We start from the raw sequence: 18423 nt of genomic DNA, 5'->3' as shown, positions 1-18423 counted from the left end.
GACTCGGCAGCCCGGCGCTGCGTTGTCACTGGAGGTCCGGCGCCGACCTACGCCCGAAGAAGAAGCCCGCGGTGATCAGCACCTGGGCGGCGGCGTACCCCCACCAGATCGGCACGCCCAGAAGTTGATCGGCGCGGATGAACTGGCTGATCCCGATCATCGCATCGGACGCCGCGAAGCACAGCGCGCCCACTGCGGTCCACGGTGTCGGCAACCCGGCCAGCAGGGCGGCGCACACCATCGCCCCCAGCACTCCGATGTAGAGCACCACGGGCACCGTCAGCCCCTGCTCGGCCAGTGCGGGCCAGAACCAGACCAGCAGCGCCGAGCAGGCGGCCAGCACCAGCACCGAAGCTGCCACCCGCGGGGCGGTCAGCACCGCCAGCGGCACCAGCGCGGCCAGAAAACACAGGTGCGCCACCAGAAAAGCGCCCAGGCCGCCCACGAAGGACGGCGGCCACCACGGCATCGCCAGCAGGAAGTCCCCCGCTGCGGAGAACAGCAGTGCCGCCACCAGCCAGCGACGTTCGCGCGGTCGGGGCAGCCATGCCGCCGCGACAGCCAGCAGCACCGCCATCAGCGCCTTGACCAGCGGCTGACCCGGGAACTGGCCGGTCAGGTCGGCACCCGCAGGCAACCCCGCGGCGGCCACCAGCAGGAACACGCCGTAGCCGGCGCCGATCAGCGCGCCCACCACCCACAGCCGGGTGGTCCACACCGGAGTTCGGCTCCGGCGTTCCGCTAGCGACGCCACGTCAGAGAAGGTACTCGACCGCGGCGCGCGCCGACGCCGCCGAGCAGCACTCAGGCGTACCGTGCGGTCTGCCTGCCCTCGTCGCGGTCCACCAGGTCCAGCACAGCGCGGGCGGCGCGCTGCGCGGCCCGCGCCCGCACCTGCGCCGGGGCATCCCACCGCACCGGCGCCTCCACACTGATCGGGATACCGGCGGGCAGGGCGTGCAGCATGGAGACCAGGTCGATGCTGCCCTGGCCGGGGAACAGTCGCGCAGACCGACCCTGGTACATCATCTCGTCCACCGTCGTCGGGCGCGGCGCCACCGCATCGCAGATCTGCGCATACCGAATCCAGTTGCGGGGCAGCGCGGCCAGCTGCGCCGGGGTGTTGCGGGCCCGGTCCCAGTGGATGGCGTCGACCAGCAGGCCCGCGTTGTCGTGGCCGGCGCGCGCGAGGATCGAGACCGCCTGCTGCAGGTCGGCCACCTCGGTCCACGGCATCGGTTCGAGGTTGGGGGTCAGCCCGTGCTCGGCGCACAGCTGCGCCAGTTCGGCGAACCGGTCGGCGGTGCGGTGGTGGTCGGGATCGTTGCCCGTGACCAGCACCTGCTCGGCTCCCAGAAAGGCGCCGGTCTCGAGGAAGACACCGTAGTCGTCACGCACGTGGGTGTCCGGGCGCAACCGCAGCACCTCGATGTCGACCAGCCGCAGCCCGGTGTCGTCGAGGCGGCGCTTGATGTCGCGGACCAACGGCGTACGGCCCACCGCCGGTCGCAGCGGTTCTTCGGGCGTAGCCCGGATCAGCCGCAGCCCCACCGCGTCGAAACCCGCCGCCGCCGCCACGTCCACGAGCTCGTCGGGTCCGAGTTCGAGCACGGTCAGGGGTGCCAGCGACAGCGCTCGCCCGCCGTCGCCGCGCTGGGCGTCATCCATGGCGGTGATTCTCGGGATTGCGCAGGCGCGGTGGGGTGCTACCTTTTCCCGATCCTCGCTGCAGCAAAGCGCAATTGGTCGCTGCCGAGGATGTTCTCGCCGCTTGGCAACGACGCAGAAAGTCCGGATGGGCACCCCCGGCGGCGGCCCGGTGTGGCCACGTAGGTTGTCGGGATGGCCGCGATCGATCCGATACTCCAACAGGTGCTGGACGCCATGCCGTTCCAGCTGACCACCGACGGCGGCGCCGAGGCTGCCCGGGCCCGTTTCCGCGACCTGCCGCGCCAGCCCATCCTTCCGGAGGTCGAGGCCGTTGACCGGGTGATCGACGGGCCGGCCGGCCCGGTGCCGGTGCGGATCTACACCCCGCCCAGCGCGGGCGGGGCGCTGCCGGTGGTGATGTTCTTCCACGGCGGCGGGTTCGCCGTCGGCGACCTGGACACCTATGACGGCACCGCACGCCAGCACGCGGTGGGCGCGGAGGCCGTGGTGGTGTCGGTGGATTACCGGCTGGCACCGGAGCACCCGCACCCGGCTGCTGTCGACGATGTCTGGGCGGCCACCCGCTGGGTGGGCACCCACGCCGCCGACATCGGCGCCGACGCCACCCGACTGGCCGTCGCCGGCGATTCCGCGGGCGGCAACCTGGCGGCGGTGGTGGCGCAACTGGCCCGCGCCGAGGGCGGCCCGCAGCCGGCGTTCCAGCTGCTGTGGTACCCGACGGTGATGTGGGACAACACGCTGCCGTCGTTCACCGAGAACGCCGCGGCCCCCATCCTGGATCTGCGCTCCGTCGAAGCGTTCTCGGCGTGGTACGCCGGTGAGATCGACGCTGCGGACGTCCCGGCGACGCTGGCTCCGGGACGGGCGACGGACTTCGCCGGGCTGGCCCCGGCGTACGTGGCGGTGGCCGGTCACGACCCGTTGCGCGACGACGGTCTGGCCTATGCCGAATTGCTCTCTGCAGCAGGGGTTCCGGTGACGGTGGACCACGCCGAGACGCTGGTTCACGGCTATCTGGGTTTCGCCGGGCTGATCCCCGCCTGCACCGAGGCGATGGATCGCGGCTTATCGGCCCTGCGATCGGCACTGCACTCCTAGAGTGAGGTGATGGGTCACCCCCACTGCGTGATCGTCGGCGCCGGGTTCTCCGGGATCGGGGCCGCCATCGCCCTGGACCGGGCCGGCATCCACGACTACCTCATCGTCGATGCGGCGCCCGAGGCCGGCGGCACCTGGTTCTGGAACACTTATCCCGGCATCGGGGTGGACATCCCGTCGTTCTCCTACCAGTTCTCCTTCGAGCAGAGCCCCGACTGGTCCCGCACCTACGCGCCGGGCCGTGAACTCAAGGCCTACGCCGACCACTGTGTCAAGAAGTACGGCCTGCGCACCCGGATGCGGTTGGCCACCACGGTCACCGGCGCGCAGTTCGATGCGGACGCCGCGGTGTGGCGGCTGCAGACCGACAGCGGCGAGATCATCGCGCGGTTCGTCATCAACGCCGCCGGCGTGCTGACGGTGCCGAAGCTGCCCGACATCCCGGGGGTGGACTCCTTCGCCGGGGTCACCATGCACACCGCGCGCTGGGACCACGGGCGCGACCTCACCGGCCTGCGCGTCGGGGTCATCGGGACGGGCGCCTCAGCGGTGCAGGCCATTCCCGAGATCGCGCCGGTGGCAGCGCATCTGACCGTCTTCCAGCGCACCCCCATCTGGTGTTTCCCGAAAGCCGATCTGCCGCTGCCGCTGCCGGTGCGCTGGGCCATGCGGATACCGGGCGGCAAGACCTTCTGGCGACTGCTCAGCCAGGCCTACGTCGAGGTGACGTTTCCGCTGTCCGCACACTACGCCACCGTATTGCCGCTCGGCAAGCGTGCAGAAGCATTGGGCCGCAGTTACTTACGTAGCCAGGTGCGCGACCCGCAGATCCGGGACCAACTCACGCCGCGGTACGCCGTGGGCTGCAAGCGGCCCGGTTTCCACAACACGTATCTGAGCACCTACAACCGCGACGACGTGCACCTGGTCACCGATCCCATCGCCGCGATCCGCCCCGGTGGGGTCGAGACCGCCGACGGGGAACTGCACGGCCTCGACGTCCTGATCCTGGCCACCGGGTTTTCCGTCATGGACGTCGACACGGGTGGATTCCCCGTGATCGGCGCCGGCGGGCAGTCCCTGGCGCAGTTCTGGGACACCCACCGCATGCAGGCCTACGAGGGCGTCAGCGTGCCCGGGTTCCCGAACTTCTTCTCGGTCTGCGGGCCCTACGGATACGTCGGCTCGTCGTTCTTCGCGTTGATCGAGACCCAGACCCGCCACATCGTGCGCTGCCTGCGCGAGGCCCGCCGGCGCGGCGCCGCCCGCGTGGAGATCAGGCCCGAGGCCAATGCCCGCTACTTCGCCGAGATGATGCGCAAGCGCCGCCGCCAGATCTTCTGGCAGGACAGCTGCGCCAACGCCAACAGCTACTACTTCGACAAACACGGCGACGTACCGCTGCGCCCGGCCACCACCCTGGCTGCGGATTGGCGCAGCAGACGCTTCGACCTCGACGACTACCGCTTCAGCGGGCCGCCTTCGGATGAGCCGCAGCGATCTCCAGAAGTTGTTGGAAGCCGGGCAGTTCCCACGCGGCACGGCCGACGAACAGCCCGGTGACCTGGTCGATGCCCAGGAGATCGAGGGCGTTGTCGGGGTTCACCGAGCCTCCGTAGAGCAGTCCCGCGGTGCGATCGCCGTACTCCCGGCCCAGGTCCGCGAACGGCGCCCGGAGCTCCTCGACCGTGGCCGCACGCCCCTTGTCGCCGATCGCCCAGATGGGTTCGTAGGCGATCAGGACCCGTCCCAGTTGGTCGTCGCTCAAGCCGTCGAGAGCGCCGCCGGCCTGGTCCAGGATGAAGCGTGAGGTGTCGCCGGCGCGCTTGACCTCGTCGCTCTCACCGATGCACAGCAGCGGGATGAGGCCGTGGCGCAGCACCGCGGCCACCTTCAACCGGGTGGTCTCGACGGTCTCGCCGAAGTGCTCGCGACGCTCGGAGTGGCCGATCTCGACGATCCTCGCTCCGGCGTCGGCGGCCTGCGGGACGGACACCTCCCCGGTCCAGGCTCCCTCGTCCTCCCAGTGGGCATTCTGGACTCCGAGCAATACCTGTGTGCCGGAGGGCAATTCATCACCAACCGCGGCCACCGCCGTGAACGACGGGATGACGAAGGGCGCGACACCCGGCAGCGGCGTCCGGGCCAGGTAGTCGGCCAAGCCGCGGATGTAGCGGCGGGCGGCGTCGAGCGTCTTGGTCATCTTCCAGCTGGTGCCGATCCACAACGCGCGTTCCACGCCCGGTCCGGGCGCCCGGGAGTCAGTCACCTTCGTAGGCGCAGATGGCGTCGACCTTGGTCGCCGACGACGACGCGGGATCGAATTCCAGTCCCAGCCACTCCTTGACGAGCACGCGCGCCAACTCCAGTCCCACGACCCGCTGCCCCATGCACAGCACCTGGGCGTTGTTCGACAACACCGAGCGCTGCACCGAGTAGATGTCGTGCGCGGTGACGGCGCGGACGCCCTTGACCTTGTTCGCCGCGATGGCCACTCCCAGCCCCGTACCGCAGATCAGCAGTGCGCGGTCGGCTTCGCCGCGCGCGACCTTCTCCGCGGCCGCCACGGCGACGTTCGGATAGGCGGTGTCGTCCTCGGCGGTCCCGACTCCGACATCGGTGACCGACGCCACCCGATCGTCGGACTCGAGGTCCTTACGCAGTGCTTCCTTGTAGGTGAAACCGGCGTTGTCTGCGCCCATCACGATTCTCAATGCCATGGTCAGCTCCTTCGGGGTTGTGTCATCGGGACAGATGGTCGCCGAGGGCGGCCATCAGTATCGAGAACGAGAGGGCCCCCGGGTCTGGGGTGCCCACGCTCTTGTCACCCAGCACCCGCGCGCGACCCAGTCGCGCCGCGATGTCGGCGGTGTCGTCGGCCGCCCGGCGGGCCACCTGCGCAGCCTGGGTGATGGCCGCGCCCGCATCACCGTCGAAGGCGTCCATCAGGGACGCACGAAACGGCACGGCGGCGTCGACCATGGTCTTGTCGCCCGGCTCCGCGCCACCGAGGCGCAGGATGGAGTCGATTCCCGCGGCGATCGCGTCGACCACGGTGTGTTCACCGGCGCCCTCGGCGTCGGTGAACACACCGCCGGCGCTGGTGAGCGCCGCACCCCAGAGGGCTCCTGACGTTCCCCCCGCTGCCTGCGCCCACGCTTCGCCCGCGATCAGCAGCGTCGTCCTGGCGCCGGCACCGTCGTCGACGGCGGCTCGGGCGGCGTCGGCGGCACCGCGGGAGCCGAACGCCATTCCCTGGCCGTGATCGCCGTCCCCGGCGACCGCGTCCAGGCGCCCGAGTTCGGCCTCGTTGTCGGCGCACACCTGCCGGAACATGTCGAGGACGGCAGCGATCTTCTGCGCGCAGGCTCGGGACTCGGCGCCGGAATCGGGGATCTCGGCCTTCGCTGCGTCCCAGATGCCCTCGCGGGCCGGCCGCTCCTCCGTCGGCAGCACACCGCGGGAGTAGGCCGATGTCACCACCGGTGCGAGCCAGTGCTTTTCGAGTTCCTCGTCGAGGAACACCAGCGTCAGCGACACGCCGGCCATGTCCAGACTCGTGACGAACTCACCCACCTCGGGCCGCACAGCCGTCAGACCGTGGTCGGCCAGCCGTTCGGCGATGCGCGCGTAGACGACGAACAGTTCCTCGTACTTCACCGTGCCCAGCCCGTTGAGAATGACGGCGACCCGGCCGGTGTAGCCGGCGTCGTCGTTGCGAGGCGGCTCCTCGGCGATCACCTTGTCGAACAACAGGTCCGCGACCTCGGCGGCGGTACCGATACGTGCTTCGCTGATGCCGGGTTCGCCGTGGATGCCGAGCCCGATGCCCATTCGGCCCTTGTCGACATGAAACAGCGGCTCGCCCGCCCCGGGCAGGGTGCAGCCGTCGAAGGCGAGCCCGAATGACCGGGTTGCGTCGTTGGCTTTCCAGGCCAGCCGCTCGGCCTCGTCGAGGTCGGCACCGGCTTCGATTGCGGCACCTGCGATCTTGAACACCGGTAGGTCACCGGCGACGCCGCGACGGTCCCGGTGGTTCTCCGGGCTGTTCGACGCGATGTCGTCGCTGACGGTGATGATGCGGACGTCGATGCCCTCGTGGCGCAGTTTCTCGGCGGCCAGGCCGAAGTGCAGGACGTCGCCGGCGTAGTTGCCGAAGCCCAGGATGACTCCGCCGCCGTTCTCACAGTTGCGAACCACGGAGTACACCTGCGACGCCGACGGCGAGGAGAAGATGTTCCCGCACGGTGCGCCGTGGCCCATGCCCGGACCGACCCATCCGGCGAAGGCCGGGTAGTGCCCCGAGCCCCCACCGATGACGAGTGCGGGCTGACCCGACGGGGTCTGTGTGGCGCGTGCCACGCCGCCGGGGACCTCGACGAGCAGGTCGGGGTGGGCGGCCACCAGGCCGCGGATGGCCTCGTCGGCGAAATCGTCTGGGGTGTTGAGGAGGTACGTCACTGTTCCATCCTTGGCGATGCGCTGGTGAGTTTTGTCACCCCGAGTACCGAACCAACGGGGGTGGGGGCTGGTCACATCCTATAGGATTTCAGCCACCTAGTCAGGCGCCTTCATGCGCTGGGCCTGCTCGTGTTCGGCCAGCGCCCGCTGCTTGACCCCGCTGATGTGGCTGAACATCAGCCGGTAGACCTCGGGGCCGTAACCTCGGCGCAGCGCCGCCAGGATCTCCCGGTGTTCGGCGATCGCGCAGGCGGAGTCCTGCACGCCCACGCCGATGAACAGCCGGAAGCGTTGCCCGTGGCCGCCCAGCGCGTCGTACGCCCGCAGCAGTGCTGCGTTGTCGGCGTACTCGGCGATGAGGCGGTGGAACTCCTCGTCGGCGCGGTGGTAGCGGCGGATCGCGGCGGCGTCGGAGGTGTGCGGCGCCCGGTCCTGCTCGTCGATCGCCTCCAGCAGTGCGTTCATCAGCCCTGAATCACCTCGCGCGCAGGCCAATTCAGCCAGTCGGGGCTCGATCAGCAGTCGGGCGTCCATGATGTCGGAGATCTCCTTGGCGTCCGGCATGTCCGGCACCCGGTAACCACGCATCGCCGTGCGCACGACGTTTCCGGTGGACTCCAGCCGGGCCAGCGCCTCACGCACCGGTGTGGGCGATACGCCCAGGTGACGGGCGGTGCCGTCGATGCTGACCGCATCACCGGAGCGCAGCGTGCCGTCGAGCAGCAATTCCATGAGGCGTTCGTAGACCTGATCGACCAGGGTGTTGCGCACCGGCGACCGGTGATGCTCGTCGGGTCCCACGCGTCCGGCCTTTCCGCCACCTCGGCACTCCCACGGCGGGTCAACGCCGCAGACGTCGCCGACATTCAGCACCACGCTGATTCGGCAGTGAATTCTAGCCCGCATTGACACCAGGACTCCGAAATCCTATAGGATCAGCTGCTGTATGACCTGGACCACTATGGAGATTGCGATGCATTCAGCTCACACCTGGCCGATAGCGGCCAACATGCTCGGTTTCGGCAATCAAGCGCCCGGCGGCGGCCACATCAAGGACGCCCCGGCCGCGGTGTGGGCGTCGCAGCTGCGTCAGGTCCGCGAGCTCGGGTTCGATTTCATCGACCCGACCGACGCCTGGGTGCCGCTGGCGGCGCTCTCGGATGCGCGCGTCGAGGAGTTCCGGACGGTACTCGGTGACGAGGGTCTGGCCATCTCGTCGATCTCCATGACCCGCAACTCGGTGGTCGACGTGCGCAACGGTCAGAAGAACCTCGACGACGCCCATCGCCTCATCGACCTCGCCCCGTCATTCGGTGCGACCATCGTCAACACCGGCTTCATGCAGGCGATCACGCCCGAGCAGAGTGAGCAGATCTGGTTCTGGCTGGTCCAGGGCCACGTCGACGACCCCGCCTTGCGCGATGTGGCGATCACTCGCATCCGGGAACTCGGCGATCACGCGCGCGCCAACGGCATTGCGCTCAGCCTCGAAATGTATGAAGACACCTACATCGGCACCCCCGAGGACGCGGTCGAGTTCATCCGCGACGTCGACCACGACGCCGTGGGCCTCAACCCCGATCTCGGCAACCTCATCCGGTTGCACCGGCCGATGCCGCATTTCAGCGAGATGTTCGCGAAAGTGCTTCCCTACTCGAACTTCTGGCACATCAAGAACTACTCGCGGGATTTCGATCCGGCCACCGGTGCGTACAGCTCGGCACCGTTGCCACTGAAGTACGGCTACATCAACTATCGGCAGATCATCAGGCTGGCACTCGAACTCGGTTACACCGGCCCGTTCTGCTGTGAGCACTACGGCTCCGACTCTCTGGGCGTCTGCGCCGAGAACCGGGAGTACATCCACCAGGTTCTGACGTCGGCCCTCGCTTGATCTCATCTCCGGAAGGACATCGCATGAGCACGATCAATTCAGTCACCGTCGTCGGCGCGGGCTACATGGGCGGTGGAATCGCACAGGTACTGGCGCTCAACGGCTTTCAGGTCCAGATCGCCGACGTCAGCGCCGACGCCACGCAGGAATCACTGGCCCGCCTCGACAAGGAGGCGCGGGAGTTCGAAGAGCAGGGCCTGTTCGACGTCGGTAGCGCCGAGACCATCATGGGCAACCTCACCGCCGGCGCCACCATCGAAGATGCGGTCTCCGACGTGGATTTCGTGTTGGAGGCGGTCTTCGAGGACGTCGACGTCAAGAAGGACGTCCTGGGCCGGGTGTCCCGGGCCGCACGTCCCGACACCATCATCGGCACCAACACCTCCACCATCCCGGTCAAGGTGCTGGTGGACGCGGTCACCCATCCCGAGCGGTTCCTCACGGTGCACTTCTCCAATCCGGCGCCGTTCATCCCCGGTGTCGAGTTGGTGGCCGGGGAGGCCACCACGCAGGAGGTCATCGACGCGGTCAAAGACCTCCTGGTGCGCGCAGGACGCGAGGGCGCCCAGGTCGCCGATACGCCCGGAATGGCCTTGAATCGCTTGCAGTATGCGCTGTTGAAGGAGGCGACCCTCATCGTCGAGCAGGGTGTCGCGACCGTGGAGGATGTCGACACCATCGTGCGCACCACGTTCGGGTTCCGGTTGGGGTTCTTCGGTCCGTTCGCGATCGCCGATCAGGCCGGTCTCGATGTGTATGCCAAGGGCTACACGACGCTGGAGAACGAATTCGGTGAGCGGATGGCCACTCCCCGGATGCTCGCGGAGGCGGTCGACGCCGGCCGCCACGGCACCAAGAACGGCAAGGGCTGGACGGGCGACTTCGACGACAAGACGAAGGCCGACGTGATCGCCTACCGCAACAAAGCGTACTCGCGCATGGGAGATCTGCTCCGTGAGCTCGGCCCGGCACCGAAGGGATCGGCGACCCATGGATGAGATCGTCCTCGCGGAGCGGCCGGCCGCACTACTGGTGGTCATCGCGCTGGTCGCCATTGCGGTGCTGTTGGTCCTGATCATCAAGGTCAGGCTGCACGCGTTCTTCTCGCTGATCGTGGTCAGCGTACTGACCGGCATCGCCGCCGGTATCGGCATCGGCGATGTCGTCAGCGTGGTCATCGCGGGCTTCAGCAACACTGTCGGTACGGTGGCGCTGCTGGTCGGTTTCGGCGCGGTTCTCGGTCGCCTTGTCGAAATGACCGGTGGCGCACAGGTATTGGCTGATCGCATGCTGGCCACGTTCGGCGAGAAACGAGCTCCGCTGGCGCTGGCTGTCGCCTCGCTCTTCTATGCCTTCCCCATCTTCCTCGACGCCGGCTTCATCGTCATGCTGCCCATCATCTACACGGTGGCACGGCGACTGGGCGGTTCGTTCATGCTGTACGTGCTGCCGTCGATCGGCGCCTTCCTGATGATGCACGCCCTGACACCCCCGCATCCGGGGCCCACCGCCGCTGCCACGGTGATGGGCGCCGACATCGGGATGGTGGTCATCGTCTCACTGCTCATCGGCCTACCGACCTGGTATCTGGCCGGGTACCGACTGGGCCTGCTGATCGCCAAGCGCTACCCGAACATGCCGGTACCGACGCTGCTCGGTGAGCCGAAGGAGTACCCCGAGGACGAGCGTCCCGGCTTCTGGACCATCATCGCCGTCCTGTTGCTGCCGCTGATGCTCATCTTCTTCAACACCGTGTTCTCCACGCTGGAGGCCGACGGCGTGGTCACCGACGACAACATCGCCTATCAGCTGTCCCGGCTGATCGGCACCACCTCGATGGCCCTGCTCATCACGGTGCTCCTGGCCATGCTCGTGCTCTACGTCCTGCCACGTCGCAAGCGCGAGCCCGTTGGATCGGTGCTCGAGAAGCTGGTCGACGACGCGCTGGCGCCGGTCTGCTCGATCATCCTGATCACCGGTGCCGGTGGCGCTTTCGGCCGGGTGCTCACCGAAACCGGGATCGGCCAGACCCTGGCCGACGGCCTGGATGCCATCGGGCTGCCGGTCATGCTGGCCGGCTTCCTGGTCGCGGTGGTCTTCCGGGTCGCGCAGGGTTCGGCCACCGTCGCCGCGACCACAGCGGGGTCGATCATGGCGCCCGCGGTGATGGGGATGGACCTGAACCCGATCGCGCTGGCCGCCGTCGTGGTGGGCATCACCGCCGGATCCATCACGTTCTCCCACGTGAACGACTCCGGCTTCTGGCTGATCGGCCGCTTCTGCGGATTCGACACCGTGACCACCTTGAAGACCTGGACGGTCATTGCGACCGCCATCGGGTTCATGGCGTTCGGACTGGCGTGGGTGCTCTACGCGGTCGCCAGTTGACGCACCGGCGGTGACTCAGAGCCGCCCGATCGCGGCCGGAACCTCGGCCACGGTCTGCACCACGGCGGTGGGAGTAGGGCCGGCCGGGTCCACGGTGTGACCCGGCCGGGCGATCCGCACGGTCGGGATGCCCGCCTCCAACGCCCCCCGCACATCGCGTGCGGATGCCGCGACGTGGACCATGCCGTCTCCGGCCAGCTCCCTGGCCCGCTGATAGATCGCCGGGTCCGGCTTGTAGGCACCCAGTCGCTCGGAGGACAACACCAGCTCCGGGTCCACCAGACGGTAGGCCTGCGTGGACCGCGCCAGCGCGTCGTCGACGTTGGACAAGATCCCGATGCGGGCGTGCTGGGCCACCGCGGGCAGTCCCTCGGCCACGTCGGGCCACAGCGGCCAGTCGCCGACACCGGCCTGGATCGTCGCGATGTCGGCTTCCGCGTCGGCGGTCAGGCCCAGCGCGGCGTACGCCGCAGCCAGCGCGTTGCGCGAAATGGCCGCGAAGCTCACCCACTGACCGCTGGTGTCCACCAGCCGCTGCGCCTCTTTGTTGTGGCGGTCCCACTCGTCGTAGAGCTGCTCCCCGCTGAGGTCCCAGCCGCGTTCGCGGGCCAACACCGCGAAGCCGGCCGACCCGCCGCGGCGGGAGTCGGTCAACGCGCTGAACAGATCGAAGGTGATGATCATGAGCCTGCTTCCGGTGGTGGTGCGGAAAAACGAACAGACGCGAACTCGGCCGGAAACTGGCTCCGGAACCCGAGTTCGCGTCTGCTCGGCAGTACTAGACGGAGGCCTTGAGGTCCTCGACCTTGTTGAGCTGCTCCCACGGCAGCTCGATGTCGGTCCGGCCGAAGTGGCCGTACGCGGCGGTCTGGGCGTAGATGGGCCGCAGCAGGTCCAGGTCACGGACAATGGCGCCGGGGCGCAGATCGAAGACCGCGGTGATGGCCTTCTCGATGCGGGCCGGGTCCACGGTCTCGGTGCCGAAGGTCTCGACGAACAGACCCACCGGGGCGGCCTTGCCGATGGCGTAGGCCACCTGGACCTCGACGCGCTCGGCCAGGTCGGCGGCGACGACGTTCTTGGCGACCCAGCGCATCGCGTAGGCAGCCGAACGGTCCACCTTCGACGGATCCTTGCCGGAGAAGGCGCCGCCGCCGTGGCGAGCCCAGCCGCCGTAGGTGTCGACGATGATCTTGCGGCCGGTCAGGCCGGCGTCACCCATCGGCCCGCCCAGGACGAACTTGCCGGTGGGGTTGACCAGCAGGCGGAAGTCCGAGGTGTCCAGGGTCTCGTGGGCCAGGTCGTCGAGGACGGTGTTGACCACCTTCTCGCGGATGTCGGGCGACAGCAGCGTGTCCAGGTCGATGTCGGCGGCGTGCTGGGTCGAGAGCACCACGGTGTCCAGGCGCACCGGCGTGGTCCCGTCGTACTGGATGGTGACCTGGGTCTTGCCGTCGGGGCGCAGGTAGGGCAGCACGCCGTTCTTGCGGACCTCGGTCAGCCGGCGGGACAGGCGGTGCGCCAACGCGATCGGCAGCGGCATCAGTTCCGGGGTGTCCTTGATGGCGTAGCCGAACATCAGGCCCTGGTCGCCGGCGCCCTGGGAGTCCAGCGGATCCGCGGCACCCTCGACGCGCGCCTCGTGCGCGGTGTCCACGCCCTGGGCGATGTCGGGCGACTGCGCACCGATGGCGACGTTGACGCCGCAGGAGGCTCCGTCGAAGCCCTTGGTCGACGAGTCGTAGCCGATCTCGAGGATCCGGTCGCGGACGATCTTCGGGATGTCGGCGTAGGCGCTGGTGGTCACCTCGCCGGCGACGTGCACCTGACCGGTGGTCACCAGGGTCTCGACAGCCACGCGCGACCGGGGGTCCTGCTCCAGGAGCGCGTCGAGCACCGAGTCACTGATGGCGTCACAGATCTTGTCGGGGTGCCCCTCGGTCACCGACTCGCTCGTGAACAGCCGTGCTTCGCTCACGTCCCCATCCCTTCCGGCGCTAAGCCCTCATCACATGTCAGCCGGGCGAAGCTTATCGCCAGCGTCGTTCAACCCCGCACAGTGCCTGTCCTGCACGGGTGTGCGCAAATCGAGACAGAAATTGTCCGCTTAGTGCATCCCAGAGTGCAGGAGCGCCCCGATCGCGTCCACGATACGGCTCGCCATGAGTGTTTTGGAGCCGTGCTCCAGCGCCGCCTCGGTGCCGTCGGCGCCCAGCAGCCAGCCGTCGTTGCTGTCCACCTCGAAGGCGCGGCCCTCCCCCACGGCATTGACCACCAGCAGATCACACCCCTTGCGGGCCAGCTTGGCGCGAGCGTGGAACAGCACGTCACCGGTGGCATCGCCGGTTTCGGCAGCGAATCCCACGATGGCCGCCATGTTGGGTAGCTGACCGTCGGCGCGGGCCCGCACCGCACCGGCGAGGACGTCATCGTTGCGCACCAGATCGATGGCCGACGGCTCGGACGCGCCGCCCTTCTTCAATTTGGTGGTGGCCACCTGGGCGGGGCGGAAGTCGGCGACCGCCGCCGCCATCACCAGGACGTTGGCATCCGGGGCGTGTTTGGAGACCGCATCGCGCAACTGCGCGGCCGAGCCGATGTGCTCGACGTGCACACCGGCCGGGTCCGCCAGACCGGCGGTGTTGCCGGCGACCAGCGTGACCTCGGCTCCGCGTTGGGCGGCCACCCGCGCCACCGCGTAGCCCTGCTTGCCGGAGCTGCGGTTGCCCAGGAAGCGCACCGGGTCCAGGGGTTCGCGGGTGCCGCCCGCAGTCACCAGCATCTTGACTCCGGACAGGTCAAACGGCAGCGCATCGGAGCGCTCCAGCAGCAGCTGGGCGAACGTGGTGATCTCTTCGGGCTCGGGTAGGCGCCCCGGTCCGGTGTCGGCGCCGGTGAGCCGCCCGGAGGCGGGCTCGAGGACGACGGCGCCGCGCTTGCGCAGCGTCGCCACATTGTCGGCGGTGGCCGGGTGCAGCCACATCTCGGTGTGCATCGCCGGGGCGAACAACACCGGGCACCGGGCGGTCAGCAGGGTGGCGGTCAGCAGGTCGTCGGCGCGGCCGGCAACGGCACGGGCCAGCAGATCAGCCGTGGTGGGAGCGATCACCACCAGGTCGGCCTCCTGGCCGAGCCGCACGTGCGGCACCTCGGGGACCTCGTCGAACACCCCGGTGTGGACCTTGTGGCCGGACAGCGCCTCGAACGTCGCGGCGCCGACGAACTTGAGTGCGGATTCGGTGGGGATCACCCGGACGTCGTGGCCGGCCTCGGCCAGCTGACGGACCACCGAACAGGCCTTGTAGGCGGCAATACCGCCGGCGACTCCGACGACGACCCGTTTTCGGCTCACCTGGACTGACACCCGTTCATGTGGCCCCCGCGCCCGGTTCTACTCGCCTTCGGTGTGCTCGAGCAGGTCGCCGTGGATCTCGCGCATGGCGATGGACAGCGGCTTCTCCTGCAGACCCGGCTCCACGAGCGGGCCGACGTACTCGAGGATGCCGTCGCCGAGCTGGTTGTAGTAGTCGTTGATCTGGCGGGCGCGCTTGGCGGCGTAGATCACCAGCGCGTACTTGCTGGAGGCGCGGTCCAGAAGATCGTCGATGGGCGGGTTGGTGATGCCCAGCGGTGTGTCGTAGGCACCCTGCAGCGCGGCGCCCGAGTCGAACTGGTCAACACCGGACAGCGTGTCGGGGTTAGTCACGTGGAGATCTCCTGGCAGTTGAAACGAGTGAAAATCAAAAGCGCACTGGGGCGGATCGTGCTTGGTCAGGCATCGGCCGGCGCGTTTCCTGCCAGCAACGATACCAATTCCGCGCAGGCAGTCTCCAATTGCCTGTTCACGACAATGACATCGAAGTCATTCTGAGCCGCCAGTTCGGCGCGCGCGGTGTCGAGTCGGCGCTGCATCACCTCGGGCGACTCGGTACCGCGCCCGACGAGACGCTGCTCGAGATCCGCCCAGCTGGGCGGGGCCAGGAACACCGAGGTGGCCTCCGGCATGACGGACTTCACCGACCGCGCTCCGGCCAGATCGACCTCGATGAGCACCGGTCGCCCGGCGGCCACGGCGTCGCGCACCGGCTGCGCCGGGGTTCCGGATCGGTGCAGGCCACGATGGATCTCGGCCCACTCCAGCAGCGCACCGCCGTCGATCAGCTCCTGGAACCGCTGGGGCGTCACGAAGTGGTAGTCGACGCCATCGACCTCCCCGGGACGCGGGTCCCTGGTGGTGGCCGAAACACTGAAATGCAGATCAGGAAGGCGTTCGCGCAGGCAGCGCACGACGGTGGACTTGCCGACCGCGGAGGGACCGGACAGCACCACCACCCTGCCCCGGCGCACGGGTGCGCCGGGACCGGGGTGCGCGTCGCCGTCCGATCCCCCGACAGCGATCACCGACCGTTACGAGGGATCGAACTTGTCCAGCAGCGCCTTGCGCTGCCGGTCACCCAGCCCGCGCAGACGGCGGGTGGGGGCGATCTCGAGTTCGGTCATGATCTCCTGCGCCTTGACCTTGCCGACCTTCGGCAGGGCTTCCAGCAGTGCGGAAACCTTCATCTTGCCCAAGACCTCATCGGTCTCGGCATCCTTGAGCACCTGGGACAGGTTGGTGCCGCCACGCTTGAGCCGATCTTTGAGCTCAGCTCGCGCTCGACGTGCGGCAGCAGCCTTCTCCAACGCTGCCGCGCGCTGTTCGTCGGTCAACTGGGGAAGGGCCACGGTTCCTCCGTCTCATAACCATCTTGTCGATCGCCACCTGGGTAGAAGCGATCATTTTCTTGTCTGGGCCGGGTACATCAGCCAGCGTCGACGACCGTACCCACGCCGCCTGACGAAATCTAACCCCACCCCCGCGCCGAGCTGACAAAGACCCAGCGTGTAGGGCCCGACACGCCGTCTCCCGACGGTACGCCGCCGTCACCGCGGCCAAGCGCCAACGCCGTTGCCCGACCCCCTGGGATGGCAGCAAAAGTGCTGCCCAGCAGTACTTTTGGCCCGTGTAGACCGTTGTCTGACGGCGAAGGAGCTGTCAGAGCAGCACCTCCGGCTCGACAGCTGGAGCATCCAGTGGGCTCCCAGAACTGTGTGCGGCGTGTCGCGCGTGTCGGGCAAAGGGGCGTTGACCACGGAAAGCTCACCCGGGCACCCCAGAAGTCTCATCGATCACACCCGGCTCACGAGAGCCATCGCGACCCATCCGTTACCGGGTGCACAGCCGAGCCCCATCGCAGACCCACGGGCCCCCCATGTCCGCTTCCTAACGTCAGTGCCGTCGGTGAATCCACCGGCGCGTGCACACAGAAACCAAGGAGACCCCACATGACCCTCACCCGCATCCTCGCCACCGCCACCCTGACCGCCGGAGTGGCCGCGGCGGGCCTGGCCGGAGTGGGCCTGGGCAGCGCGGCCGCGAACCCGGGCCAGCAGCCTGCACCCGGGCCGGTCCCGGCCCAGCAGCGCGGGATCGACCAGGGTCGCCAAGACCATCAGCCGTTCATGTTCCAGGGCCAGCAGGTGACCCCGATGCCGGCAGGCAACGGCCACGGCTGGGGGTTCTGGTTCCTGGGCCGCTGGATCGCCCTGTAGCAGGCAGCGGCGGTCAGCCCCGGGTGCGTGCCGGGCGCTTGTCAGTCGTCTTGGCCCGGGCCGCCTCCTGGACGGCCGCATCGGCGATCCAGCGCTGCAGCCGGCCTGCGGTGCGCCACAGTGCCGCCTGCAGCGCCTCGGAGCCGACCTCGTCCTGGGCGCCATGGGTCAGGTGTGCGGCAATCCGGGTCAGGGTGGCCACCGGAACGCGGACGGTGGTGTGACCGGAGGACTGCAGAGAGCCGGCCAGGGCGCGGCTGTCCTCGGCCATCTCCCCCAGCGCCTGTGCGACTCCGGGTCCGGCGGCCTGCCGGTGAGCCTGGATCAGTGCCCCCAGGCAGGTGATCGTCTGGTGTGCCGTGCTTTTAGGGATCGCGACGCTGGAAACCGCGGTATCCACAGCCATGGCTGCGATCCTGTCCGGTGCGCCTTGCCGTCAGGCGACGCCCGGTCCAACACCGGCGGAACAGTGGACTACAAGGTCACGCCGGAGAGGTCACGCCAGATACGACACAGCCTCGCGCATCCGTTCGGCCGCCGCCCGCACCGCAACCGGGTCCGGACCGGCGCGTAACACCTCGCGCGATACTGCAGGCAACAACTGACCCGCCCTCGCTCCGCCCAGCCCGGCCAAGGCCTCAGGGCGCCCACCCTGGGCGCCCACACCGGGTACCAGTACCGGGCCGGCCAGCGCACTGACGTCCGGCGGATCGGCCAGGGTGGCGCCCACCACGACGCCCACCGAGCCGAAGGCGGGCGCGGCAACCCGGTTGACCGCGGCAGCGGCGTCCACCATGGACTGCGCCAGCGAGGTCCCGTCGCCCACCGTCGCGTGCTGCACCGAGGCGCCTTCCGGATTCGAGGTCGCGGCCAGCACGAACACGCCGCGATCGTGGGCGGCCGCGACGTCCAGCAGCGGCTGCAACGAGCCGAAACCCAGGTACGGCGAGGCGGTCACCGCGTCACACGCCAACGGCGACTCGCCGGCCCACGCCGCGGCGTAGGCGGCCATGGTGGAGCCGATATCGCCGCGCTTGGCGTCGGCCAGCACCAGCACACCCCGCTCCCGCAGAGCGGCAATGGTGCGCTCCAGCACGGCGAAGCCGGCCGATCCGTACGCCTCGAAGAACGCCACCTGCGGCTTGACCACGGCGAACCCCTCGAAGGCCGTCACGCAGATCTCACTGAAGGCGGCCAGCCCCGAGGCGTCGACGCTCAGTCCCCAGGCCGCCAGCAACTCCGGGTGCGGGTCGATCCCCAGACACAGCGGCCCGCGCGCCCGCATCGCCTGCTGCAGCCGAACTCCGAACGCCGCCATG

The 18423-nt window shown here is 68.8% G+C and carries 19 protein-coding genes and 1 pseudogene; 6 read left to right on the top strand and 14 right to left on the bottom strand.

What is annotated here, in order from left to right:
- Nucleotides 1-25: 25 nt before the first annotated feature.
- Together G6N58_RS21900 and G6N58_RS21895 are read right to left on the bottom strand one after the other, a co-directional pair.
- Entirely contained in the window at nucleotides 26-718 is a 693-nt protein-coding gene (locus G6N58_RS21900; protein WP_435406190.1) for a lysoplasmalogenase, read from the bottom strand.
- Between the two features lie 86 nt (nucleotides 719-804).
- Entirely contained in the window at nucleotides 805-1668 is an 864-nt protein-coding gene (locus tag G6N58_RS21895) for a sugar phosphate isomerase/epimerase family protein (protein ID WP_115277298.1), read from the bottom strand.
- A 174-nt stretch (nucleotides 1669-1842) separates the two neighbouring features.
- Here G6N58_RS21895 and G6N58_RS21890 point away from each other — a divergent pair, with 174 nt between their 5' ends.
- Nucleotides 1843-2769, top strand: a complete 927-nt coding sequence (locus G6N58_RS21890; RefSeq protein ID WP_115277299.1) for an alpha/beta hydrolase — start codon at nucleotides 1843-1845, stop codon at nucleotides 2767-2769.
- Nucleotides 2770-2778: 9 nt separating this feature from the next.
- A pseudogene (locus G6N58_RS21885) lies at nucleotides 2779-4242 on the top strand (flavin-containing monooxygenase); the annotation flags it as partial.
- On the opposite strand, the gene G6N58_RS21880 reads toward G6N58_RS21885, so the two are convergent.
- The 4 genes from G6N58_RS21880 to G6N58_RS21865 all read right to left on the bottom strand — a co-directional run bounded on the left by G6N58_RS21880 (nucleotide 4238) and on the right by G6N58_RS21865 (nucleotide 8106).
- Nucleotides 4238-5038, bottom strand: coding sequence for a triose-phosphate isomerase (locus tag G6N58_RS21880; protein ID WP_272866072.1), 801 nt, complete (start codon nucleotides 5036-5038; stop codon nucleotides 4238-4240). The pseudogene G6N58_RS21885 and the gene G6N58_RS21880 sit on opposite strands and share 5 nt — an antisense overlap.
- A complete protein-coding gene (locus G6N58_RS21875; protein WP_068916662.1) occupies nucleotides 5031-5489 on the bottom strand; it encodes a ribose-5-phosphate isomerase in 459 nt (152 codons plus the stop codon). Before G6N58_RS21875 ends, G6N58_RS21880 begins: the two co-directional genes overlap by 8 nt.
- A 22-nt stretch (nucleotides 5490-5511) precedes the next feature.
- A complete protein-coding gene (lerK, locus tag G6N58_RS21870; RefSeq protein WP_115277301.1) occupies nucleotides 5512-7230 on the bottom strand; it encodes an L-erythrulose 1-kinase in 1719 nt (572 codons plus the stop codon).
- A 96-nt stretch (nucleotides 7231-7326) separates the two neighbouring features.
- Nucleotides 7327-8106 carry a GntR family transcriptional regulator gene (locus G6N58_RS21865; RefSeq protein ID WP_232067952.1) on the bottom strand — a complete coding sequence of 260 codons (780 nt, stop codon included), beginning with the start codon at nucleotides 8104-8106 and terminating at the stop codon, nucleotides 7327-7329.
- A gap of 97 nt (nucleotides 8107-8203) precedes the next feature.
- Between G6N58_RS21865 and G6N58_RS21860 the strand changes: the two genes are divergently transcribed.
- The 3 genes from G6N58_RS21860 to G6N58_RS21850 are packed head-to-tail and all read left to right on the top strand — an operon-like array spanning nucleotide 8204 to nucleotide 11512.
- Complete coding sequence (locus tag G6N58_RS21860) at nucleotides 8204-9124, top strand: sugar phosphate isomerase/epimerase family protein (RefSeq protein WP_068919800.1); 921 nt, start codon at nucleotides 8204-8206, stop codon at nucleotides 9122-9124.
- Between the two features lie 23 nt (nucleotides 9125-9147).
- Entirely contained in the window at nucleotides 9148-10122 is a 975-nt protein-coding gene (locus G6N58_RS21855; RefSeq protein ID WP_115277303.1) for a 3-hydroxyacyl-CoA dehydrogenase family protein, read from the top strand.
- Nucleotides 10115-11512 (top strand): GntP family permease, encoded by a 1398-nt coding sequence (locus tag G6N58_RS21850; protein WP_115277304.1) that lies wholly within the window; start codon nucleotides 10115-10117, stop codon nucleotides 11510-11512. Before G6N58_RS21855 ends, G6N58_RS21850 begins: the two co-directional genes overlap by 8 nt.
- 15 nt (nucleotides 11513-11527) lie before the next feature.
- Here the strand turns inward: G6N58_RS21850 and G6N58_RS21845 are convergent, their stop codons facing one another.
- The 6 genes from G6N58_RS21845 to mihF form a co-directional block, all read right to left on the bottom strand.
- Nucleotides 11528-12196: an HAD-IA family hydrolase gene (locus G6N58_RS21845; RefSeq protein WP_115277305.1), complete on the bottom strand. Its 669-nt coding sequence runs from the start codon at nucleotides 12194-12196 to the stop codon at nucleotides 11528-11530.
- A gap of 94 nt (nucleotides 12197-12290) precedes the next feature.
- Entirely contained in the window at nucleotides 12291-13490 is a 1200-nt protein-coding gene (gene metK, locus G6N58_RS21840; RefSeq protein WP_068916657.1) for a methionine adenosyltransferase, read from the bottom strand.
- 129 nt (nucleotides 13491-13619) lie between these two features.
- Nucleotides 13620-14864, bottom strand: coding sequence for a bifunctional phosphopantothenoylcysteine decarboxylase/phosphopantothenate--cysteine ligase CoaBC (gene coaBC, locus G6N58_RS21835; protein WP_115277306.1), 1245 nt, complete (start codon nucleotides 14862-14864; stop codon nucleotides 13620-13622).
- Nucleotides 14865-14903: 39 nt separating this feature from the next.
- Nucleotides 14904-15218 carry a DNA-directed RNA polymerase subunit omega gene (rpoZ, locus tag G6N58_RS21830; protein WP_068916655.1) on the bottom strand — a complete coding sequence of 105 codons (315 nt, stop codon included), beginning with the start codon at nucleotides 15216-15218 and terminating at the stop codon, nucleotides 14904-14906.
- Between the two features lie 65 nt (nucleotides 15219-15283).
- Nucleotides 15284-15910: a guanylate kinase gene (gmk, locus tag G6N58_RS21825; RefSeq protein WP_172545048.1), complete on the bottom strand. Its 627-nt coding sequence runs from the start codon at nucleotides 15908-15910 to the stop codon at nucleotides 15284-15286.
- 9 nt (nucleotides 15911-15919) lie between these two features.
- Nucleotides 15920-16237 (bottom strand): integration host factor, actinobacterial type, encoded by a 318-nt coding sequence (gene mihF / locus G6N58_RS21820; RefSeq protein WP_068916654.1) that lies wholly within the window; start codon nucleotides 16235-16237, stop codon nucleotides 15920-15922.
- A 600-nt stretch (nucleotides 16238-16837) separates the two neighbouring features.
- Here mihF and G6N58_RS21815 point away from each other — a divergent pair.
- Nucleotides 16838-17104, top strand: coding sequence for a hypothetical protein (locus G6N58_RS21815; protein WP_068916653.1), 267 nt, complete (start codon nucleotides 16838-16840; stop codon nucleotides 17102-17104).
- A gap of 13 nt (nucleotides 17105-17117) precedes the next feature.
- Here the strand turns inward: G6N58_RS21815 and G6N58_RS21810 are convergent, their stop codons facing one another.
- Together G6N58_RS21810 and pyrF are read right to left on the bottom strand one after the other, a co-directional pair.
- Nucleotides 17118-17510, bottom strand: coding sequence for a hypothetical protein (locus G6N58_RS21810; RefSeq protein WP_115277308.1), 393 nt, complete (start codon nucleotides 17508-17510; stop codon nucleotides 17118-17120).
- A 90-nt stretch (nucleotides 17511-17600) separates the two neighbouring features.
- The gene (pyrF, locus tag G6N58_RS21805; RefSeq protein WP_115277309.1) at nucleotides 17601-18422 is read right to left on the bottom strand and encodes an orotidine-5'-phosphate decarboxylase; all 822 of its coding nucleotides are present in this window, start codon (nucleotides 18420-18422) and stop codon (nucleotides 17601-17603) included.
- Nucleotide 18423: the final 1 nt, after the last annotated feature.

The sequence above is a fragment of the Mycolicibacterium tokaiense genome, assembly GCF_010725885.1.
Taxonomy (GTDB): domain Bacteria; phylum Actinomycetota; class Actinomycetes; order Mycobacteriales; family Mycobacteriaceae; genus Mycobacterium; species Mycobacterium tokaiense.
Note: the sequence above shows the minus strand (reverse complement) of the source record. Positions and strands in the feature narration are given on the sequence as shown.